Annotated in this window: 6 protein-coding genes; 4 read left to right on the top strand and 2 right to left on the bottom strand. The window is 68.6% G+C overall.

Annotation, left to right across the window (positions count from 1 at the left end; translation table 11 throughout):
* Window positions 1–77: 77 nt before the first annotated feature.
* On the bottom strand, window positions 78–2,288 hold the full coding sequence (locus QM019_RS12165; RefSeq protein ID WP_282853220.1) for an NADP-dependent isocitrate dehydrogenase: 2,211 nt from the start codon (window positions 2,286–2,288) through the stop codon (window positions 78–80).
* A 201-nt stretch (window positions 2,289–2,489) separates the two neighbouring features.
* A complete protein-coding gene (gene glpK / locus QM019_RS12160; protein ID WP_282853219.1) occupies window positions 2,490–3,989 on the bottom strand; it encodes a glycerol kinase GlpK in 1,500 nt (499 codons plus the stop codon).
* Window positions 3,990–4,054: 65 nt separating this feature from the next.
* On the opposite strand from glpK, the gene QM019_RS12155 reads away from it, so the two are divergent.
* The 4 genes from QM019_RS12155 to guaA all read left to right on the top strand — a co-directional run bounded on the left by QM019_RS12155 (window position 4,055) and on the right by guaA (window position 8,272).
* The gene (locus tag QM019_RS12155; RefSeq protein ID WP_282853218.1) at window positions 4,055–5,176 is read left to right on the top strand and encodes a GuaB3 family IMP dehydrogenase-related protein; all 1,122 of its coding nucleotides are present in this window, start codon (window positions 4,055–4,057) and stop codon (window positions 5,174–5,176) included.
* 23 nt (window positions 5,177–5,199) lie between these two features.
* Window positions 5,200–6,075: an SURF1 family cytochrome oxidase biogenesis protein gene (locus QM019_RS12150; protein ID WP_282853217.1), complete on the top strand. Its 876-nt coding sequence runs from the start codon at window positions 5,200–5,202 to the stop codon at window positions 6,073–6,075.
* Between the two features lie 61 nt (window positions 6,076–6,136).
* Window positions 6,137–6,670 (top strand): DUF3817 domain-containing protein, encoded by a 534-nt coding sequence (locus QM019_RS12145; protein WP_241209143.1) that lies wholly within the window; start codon window positions 6,137–6,139, stop codon window positions 6,668–6,670.
* Window positions 6,671–6,679: 9 nt separating this feature from the next.
* A complete protein-coding gene (gene guaA / locus QM019_RS12140) occupies window positions 6,680–8,272 on the top strand; it encodes a glutamine-hydrolyzing GMP synthase (RefSeq protein ID WP_282853215.1) in 1,593 nt (530 codons plus the stop codon).
* Window positions 8,273–8,380: the final 108 nt, after the last annotated feature.

Here is an 8,380-nt window from a genome sequence, read left to right as displayed (position 1 = left end):
CGGTTGTTGTAGTTCTGGCACCGCCAGAACTACAACAACCGACCACTCAACCGTTGTGGGTGGTGCGCGGAGGCCGCTTAGGCGAGGAGGGTGAGGATGTTGTTGTACGTCTCTATCGGGCGCATCACCCGCGACGCCTTCGCATCAACCGGGCGGTAGTAACCGCCGATGTCGACTGGCTTGCCCTGCTCGGCGATGAGCGCCGCGGCGATCTCTTCGACCTGCTCGGCGAACGCCTCGGCAACCGGGGCGAAGGCCGCGGCGAGCTCGGCGTCGGCCGTCTGCTTCGCGAGTTCCTCAGCCCAGAACTTCGCGATGTAGAGGTGCGAACCGCGGTTGTCGTGCTCGCCCGTCTTGCGGCTCGGCGAGAGGTTCTCGTCGAGCAGACGCTCGGTCGCGGCGTCGAGCGCGTCACCGAGCACCGAGGCGCGCTTGTTTCCAGCCGCGGCCTCGTGCCGCAGCGACTCGGCGAGGGCGAGGAACTCGCCGAGCGAGTCCCAGCGCAGGTGGTTCTCGTGCACGAGCTGGTCGACGTGCTTCGGCGCGGATCCGCCGGCACCGGTCTCGAACAGGCCGCCGCCGTTCATGAGCGGCACCACCGAGAGCATCTTCGCCGATGTACCGACCTCGAGGATCGGGAACAGGTCGGTGAGGTAGTCGCGCAGTACGTTGCCGGTCACCGAGATGGTGTCGAGGCCGTCGCGGATGCGCTGCACCGAAAGTTCGGTCGCGGCCTCGGGGGAGAGGATGCGAATGTCGAGCCCGTCGGTGTCGTGCTCGCCGAGGTACGTGTTCACCTTGTCGATGAGGTTGCGGTCGTGCGCGCGGGTGTCATCGAGCCAGAACACGGCCGGAGTGTCCGAGGCGCGAGCACGCGTGACGGCAAGCTTCACCCAGTCGCGGATGGGCGCATCCTTGGTCTGGCAAGCGCGCCAGATGTCGCCCGTCGCCACCTGGTGTGAGGTGAGCACCTCGCCGGACGAGTTGACGATCTCGATACGGCCGTTGCCCGGCGCCTCGAAGGTCTTGTCGTGCGAGCCGTACTCCTCGGCCTTCTGCGCCATGAGACCGACGTTCGACACCGATCCCATCGTGGCCGGGTCGAAGGCGCCGTTGGCTTTGCAGTCGTCGATCGTCACCTGGTAGATGCCGGCGTACGACGAGTCGGGCAGAACGGCGAGCGTGTCTGCCTCGTTGCCGTCGGGGCCCCACATCTTGCCGCCGATGCGGATCATGGCGGGCATCGACGCGTCGACGATGACGTCGCTCGGCACGTGCAGGTTGGTGATGCCCTTGTCGGAGTTCACCATCGCGAGCTTCGGGCCGGTCTCGTAGGCCTTGTTGATGGCCTCGAGGATGCCGTCGCGCTGCGGCAGGTTCTCGGCGCCCTTGATGATCGCGGCGAGGCCGTCGTTCGGTGAGAGGCCGGCCTGGGCGAGCACATCGCCATAGGTGTCAAAGAGGTCGGGGAAGAAGGCGCGCACGACGCGGCCGAAGATGATCGGGTCGGAGACCTTCATCATCGTGGCCTTGAGGTGTGTCGAGAACAGTACGCCCGCATCCTTCGCCGCCCGCACCTGCTCGCGCAGGAACGCGTCGAGGTCGGCGAGGTGCATGACCGTCGAGTCGACGACCTCGCCCCCGAGCACGGCGAGGTTGTCCTTGAGCACGCGCGAGGTGCCGTTGTCGCCAACGAAGCGGATCTCGAGGTTGTCAGCGGCGGGCAGCACGACCGACTGCTCGTTGTGGCGGAAGTCACCGTCGGTCATCGTTGCGACCGCGGTCTTGCTGTCGGCCGACCAAGCGCCCATCGAGTGCGGGTGCTTGCGGGCGAAGTTCTTCACCGCGGCCGGTGCGCGGCGGTCCGAGTTGCCCTCGCGCAGCACCGGGTTCACGGCCGAGCCCTTGATCTTGTCGTAGCGGGCACGCACCTCGACGTCATCCGCGTCCTCCGACTCCTCGGGGTAGTCGGGGATGTCGAAACCCTGCGCCTGCAGCTCGGCGATCGCGGCCTTCAGCTGTGGCACCGAGGCCGAGATGTTCGGCAGCTTGATGATGTTCGCCTCGGGGCTCTTCGCGAGCTCGCCGAGCTCGGCGAGGGCGTCGCCGACGCGCTGCTCCTCGGTGAGGTTCTCGGGGAACGCGGCGAGGATGCGGCCGGCGAGCGAGATGTCGCGGGTCTCGACCTCGACGCCAGCGGTCTTCGCGTACGCCTGGACGATGGGCAGGAACGAGTAGGTGGCGAGGAGCGGGGCCTCGTCGGTGTGCGTATAGATGATTTTCGCCATGCGCGGCACTCCCTTGTAGTTCTCTCTACTTCAAGATTTCTCGCCCAGTCTACTTTGCGCCGGTGACAGGCCGCTTGGTGGCCGAGGGTGCGAACGGCCGCAACGGCTCGCTTCGGCTCGCATGGGTGTTGCGTTTGGGCCCGTCCACGGCGCGAAAACGCCTTCGGATGGGGCGAAACGCGACACCCATGGATTCGGCGGTCAGGCGAGGTCGAAGCTGCGCTCGACGGCGCGCAGCCAGCCGGCGCGGAGGCGGTCGCGCTCGTCGGCAGCCATATTCGGCTCGAAGCGGCGGTCCTCGCGCCAGAGGGAGGCGAGTTCCTCGCGATCGCGCCAGAAGCCAACCGCCAGCCCGGCCGCGAACGCCGCCCCGAGCGCTGTCGTCTCGACGATCTTCGGGCGCACCACCGCCGTCCCGAGCAAGTCGGCCTGAAACTGCATCAGGGCGTCGTTCACGGCCATGCCGCCGTCGACGCGCAGTTCGCGCAGCGGCTCTGGCGCATCCGAATTACATGCGTCGAGCACATCGCAGCTTTGGTACGCGGCGGCCTCGAGCGAGGCTCGGGCGATGTGCCCGGCCCGCACGTACCCGGTCAGGCCGACGATCACGCCGCGCGCATCCGGCCGCCACCACGGCGCATACAATCCAGAGAACGCCGGCACGATGTAGCAACCGCCGTTGTCGTCGACCGTCGCTGCGAGCGACTCGATCTCATCCGACGTGCGAATCAGCCCGAGGTTGTCGCGCAGCCACTGCACGAGCGAGCCGGTCACCGCGATCGATCCCTCGAGCGCGTACCGTGGCGCCTCGTCGCCAAGCTGGTATGCGACGGTCGTGAGCAGCCCGTGCTCGCTGTGCACGATCTGCTCGCCGGTGCCGTAGATCAAGAACGAGCCGGTGCCGTAGGTGTTTTTCGCCTGCCCCTCGCCGAACGCGGCCTGGCCGAATGTCGCGGCCTGCTGATCGCCGAGGATGCCCGCGACCGGCACACCCGGCAGAGGAGTGCGCTCGGCGCAGTGCCCGTAGACCTCGCTCGACGAGCGCACCTCGGGCAGGCACGCGCGGGGAATGTCGAAGGTCTCGAGCAGCTCGTCGCTCCAGTCGCAGCTGCCGAGGTCAAGCAGCAGCGAGCGTGACGCGTTGGTCACATCGGTGACGTGCACGCCCGAGCGCGGCCCGCCCGTGAGCCACCAGGTGAGCCAGGTGTCGATCGTTCCGGCGCAGAGCTCGCCCCGCGCCGCCCGCTCGCGCGTGCCGGGATGCTCGTCGAACAGCCACGCGAGCTTCGTCGCAGAGAAGTAGGTGTTGAGTGGCAGGCCGGTGCGCTCGCGGAAGCGGTCGACGCCGCCGTCGGCCGCGAGCCGGTTGACGATGCCCTGCGTGCGCGTGTCCTGCCACACGAGCGCGGGATGCACGGGGCGGCCGGTCGCGCGATCCCACAGCACCGTGGTCTCGCGCTGATTCGTGATGCCAACCGCGGCGATGTCGCTCGGGGCGAGCTGCGCCTCGGCGAGCGCCGTGCCCATGCAGGCGCGGGCGTTGCGCCAGATCTCGAGCGCGTCGTGTTCGACCCAGCCGGGCTGGGGGAAGTGTTGCTCGTGTTCACGCTGCGCGCTCGCAACGATCTGCCCGTCGTGATCAAAGATGATCGCGCGAGTCGATGTGGTGCCCTGGTCGAGCGCGAGGATGTAATCGGCCACGCTGCCTCCTGTCGTCGTGCGTCTATTCTGACGCGTTCATCGGCGAGCCCCGGTAGGCTGTGGGGGTGACTGAGATTGAGATTGGCGGCACGAAGCGCGCGCGCCCTGTGTTTGGCCTCGACGACGTGGCAATCATTCCTTCGCGGCGCACCCGCGACCCCGAAGACGTCTCGACGACGTGGAAGATCGACGCGTTCACCTTCGACGTCCCCTTCCTCGCCGCCCCCATGGACTCGGTGATGAGCCCGGCCACGGCGATCGCCTTCGGCCAGCTCGGCGGCCTCGGTGTGCTCGACCTCGAGGGCCTGTGGACCCGCTACGACGACCCGACGACGCTGCTCGCCGAGATCGCCGACCTGCCGCAGAAACAGGCGACCGCCCGCCTTCAGCAGATCTACCAGGAGCCGATCAAGGGCGAACTCATCAAGGCGCGCCTGCAAGAGATCCGCGATGCCGGCGTCGTCGTTGCCGGTGCGCTTTCGCCGCAGCGCACGCAGGAATTCTACTCCGACGTGCTCGCGGCCGGCGCCGACGTGTTCGTGATCCGCGGCGCGACGGTCTCGGCCGAGCATGTCTCGCAGAACCGCGAGCCTCTCAACCTCAAGAAGTTCATTTACGAGCTCGACACCCCCGTCATCGTCGGCGGCGCGGCCTCGTACTCGTCGGCGCTGCACCTCATGCGCACCGGCGCGGCCGGCGTACTCGTCGGCTTCGGCGGTGGCGCGGCCACGACCACCCGCCGCGTGCTCGGCATCCAGGCGCCGATGGCGACCGCGATCGCCGACGTCGCGAGCGCGCGCCGCGACTACATGGATGAGTCGGGCGGTCGTTACGTGCACGTCATCGCCGACGGCGGCTTCGGCTCGTCGGGCGACATCGTCAAGGCCGTCGCGTGCGGCGCTGACGCCGTCATGCTCGGCGCGGCGCTCGCCCGGGCGACGGATGCGCCGGGTCGCGGCTGGCACTGGGGCGCCGAAGCGCGCCACCCGCGCCTGCCCCGCGGCAACCGTGTTGAGGTCGGCCAGGTCGGCAGCCTCGAAGAGATCGTGCGCGGCCCCTCGGCGACCGCCGGAGGCGCCGCGAACCTCGTGGGCGCCCTCCGCTTCGCGATGGCGACGACCGGCTACACCGACCTCAAGTCGTTCCAGCGGGCTGACCTCGTGGTGAGCCCCACCTCCAAGTCGTAGTCACGAGCCGCATGCTGCGCACGATGCTCAAGCCCAAGTGGCTTGCGTTCCTCGCCCTGGTGCTCGTCGTCGTCGTGGCGTTCCTGCTGCTCGGCCGCTGGCAGCTCACGGCGGCGTTCGAATCAGCGGGCACCGCGGCTGACGCCGAGGCCTACGTTGAGCCGGTGCCGCTTGGCGAGCTCATCGCGCCCGACACCTGGGTCACCGACGAGGCCGCCGCGAGGCCGATCGTGGTCGAGGGGTTCCTCGTGCCCGGCGACTTCGGTGTGGTCGAGGGGCGGCTGCAGGATGGGGTGAGCGGCTTCTGGGTCGTCGGCCATTTTGCGGTCACCGATGACGGCACGACCAGCTTCGGCGGCGTCGACGCGAGCGAGCTGCCGGGCATGCCCGTCGCGCTCGGCTGGGTCGCCGACGAGGTGCAGGCCGTACAGGCGATCGCCTCGCTCGCCACAGCCGAGGCCGACCTCGGCAGCGCGCAGACGCCGCTGGTCGTCCTCGCGAAGCTCGAGGTCGGGCAAGACCCGGTACCCGCGCGCGATGGTGATCCGCAGCGCATCCTCTCGATGTCGCCGGGGCAGCTCATCAACACCTGGGCGACCGAGGCATCCGACTACTACCCGGCCTGGCTGCTCGCGACCGCCGGCCTGCCGGTGCCGGCACCGCTCGAGGCCATCGATGTCGTACCCATCGACGACTCGCTGCAGATCGATCTGCTGAACATCTTCTACGCGATCGAATGGCTCGTCTTCTGCGCTATGGCCATCTACGTCTGGTGGCGCATGGTGCGCGACGACTACCTCACCACGAAGGCCGAGCACACCGATGCTGCCGTGGCCGAGCGCGTGCGCCGCGAACTCTTACTCGAACTCGCGAACGAGCGCAACCGCGAGCAGCGGTAGCAACCAAGCCCCGCCTCGTACACTCAGCCCATCCCACCCCGACACCTCTGGAGCGCATCCCGTGGCCCGCATCCCTACCCCGACCGAGTTCCCGACCATCCGCAAGCGCCTGCGCTTCTATCAGGTCACCTCGGTGATCACGGGCGTGCTGTTGCTGTTGCTCGTGTTCGAGATGCTGCTGAAGTACATCGGCCACGTTGAGATTGAGCTCGGCGGCCCCTTCGGTTTCCTCGCGCTCGTGCAGGAGGACACGGTCACCGCGATCAACCTCTCGCGTTGGATCCTCATCGTGCACGGCTGGTTCTACGTCATCTATCTCATCAGCTGCTACCTGCTCTGGCAGAAGATGCGGTGGGAGCTCGGCTGGCTGCTCGCCCTCGCTGGCGGCGGCGTCGTACCGTTCCTCTCGTTCATCACCGAGGCACTCATCACGCGCCGCACGAAGCGACTGCTCGGCGAATACCAGGAGATCTGGGACGAAACCGACGACGAGGATGCCCGTGTGGCCCGAGTCGAGGCCGAGCTCAGCGACGAGGAGCGCGCGGCGCTCGACGCGAAGGTCGCGGAGGAAGTGCGGCGTCGGCAGGAGAACTAGACTGGTGCTGTGACTGAAACCGTGACCCAGGCTCGTCCAGTACTGGTCGTCGACTTCGGTGCGCAATACGCGCAGCTGATTGCTCGACGCGTGCGCGAGGCGAACGTCTATTCCGAAATTGTGCCGCACACCATCTCGGCTGCAGAGGTGCGCGAGCGACAGCCGCTCGCCATCGTGCTCTCGGGCGGCCCCGCCAGCGTGTACGCCGACGACGCCGCGAGCTTTGACGCGGAGGTGTTCGGCCTCGGCGTGCCCGTGTTTGGCATTTGCTACGGCTTCCAGACCATGGCGATCGCTCTCGGCGGCGAGGTCGCCAAGACCGGCCGGCGCGAGTACGGCGCGACGAACGTGACGCTCGCGGATGCGGCGGCCGAGTCGACCATCTTCGCCGAGCAGCCCGCGCAGCAGACCGTGTGGATGAGCCACGGCGACTCGGTCGTGCGGGCGCCGGAGGGCTTCGAGGTGCTTGCCTCAACCGAGACCACCCCGGTCGCGGCGTTCGGCAACCCCGAGCGCGGCCTCTACGGTGTGCAGTGGCACCCCGAGGTACTCCACTCCGAGCAGGGCCAGGCCCAGCTTGAGGCGTTCCTGCACCGCGCCGCGCAGATTCCCGGCGACTGGTCGAGCGCCTCCATCATCGACGAGCAGGTTGCGCGCATCCAGGAGCAGATCGGCAGCGACCAGGTCATTTGCGGCCTCTCGGGCGGCGTCGACTCGGCCGTGGCCGCGGCGCTCGTGCAGCGCGCGGTGGGCGAGCAGCTCACGTGCGTGTTCGTCGACCACGGCCTGCTGCGCAAGGACGAGCGCGAGCAGGTCGAGCAGGACTACGTTGCGGCCACCGGCGTGCGCCTTGTGACCGTGGATGCGCGTGAGCAGTTCCTCGGGCACCTCGCGGGCGTGACCGACCCGGAACAGAAGCGCAAGATCATCGGCCGCGAGTTCATTCGTGTGTTCGAGCAGACCGCGGCCGAGCTCGTCGCCGAGTCGCGCGCTGAGGGTGGCTCGGGCGAGATCAAGTACCTCGTGCAGGGCACGCTCTACCCCGACGTCGTCGAATCGGGCGGCGGCACCGGCACCGCGAACATCAAGTCGCACCACAACGTCGGCGGCCTGCCCGAAGACATGACATTCGCCCTCGTCGAGCCGCTGCGTGCGCTCTTCAAGGACGAGGTGCGCGCGATCGGCCGCGAGCTCGGCGTGCCCGAGGTCATCGTCGCCCGCCAGCCGTTCCCGGGCCCTGGCCTCGGCATCCGCATCATCGGCGAGGTGACGCAGGAGCGGCTCGACCTGCTCCGCGACGCCGACGCGATCGTGCGCGAGGAACTCACGGCAGCCGGCCTCGACCCGCAGATCTGGCAGTGCCCGGTCGTGCTGCTCGCCGACGTGCGCTCGGTGGGCGTGCAGGGCGACGGCCGCACCTACGGCCACCCGATCGTGCTGCGCCCCGTATCGAGCGAGGACGCGATGACGGCCGACTGGACCCGCCTGCCCTACGACGTCACGGCGCGCATCTCGAACCGCATCACGAACGAGGTCGACGGCGTCAACCGCGTCGTGCTCGACGTCACCTCGAAGCCGCCGGGGACCATCGAGTGGGAGTAGTCCCGCGCATCCTGACCTGACGGCTTTGGCCCGACGGTAAGGAAAACGGCCCTGGGGGGCCGGCGGGGGCGGGGGGGGGCGCGGGGGGGGGGGGGGGGGGGGGGGGTG

Origin of the sequence: Gulosibacter sediminis (assembly GCF_030011715.1) — a bacterium.
GTDB classification, from domain to species: Bacteria; Actinomycetota; Actinomycetes; order Actinomycetales; family Microbacteriaceae; genus Gulosibacter; species Gulosibacter sediminis.
The sequence above is the reverse complement of the archived record's forward strand: the minus strand, read 5'-3'. Positions and strand labels throughout refer to the sequence as shown.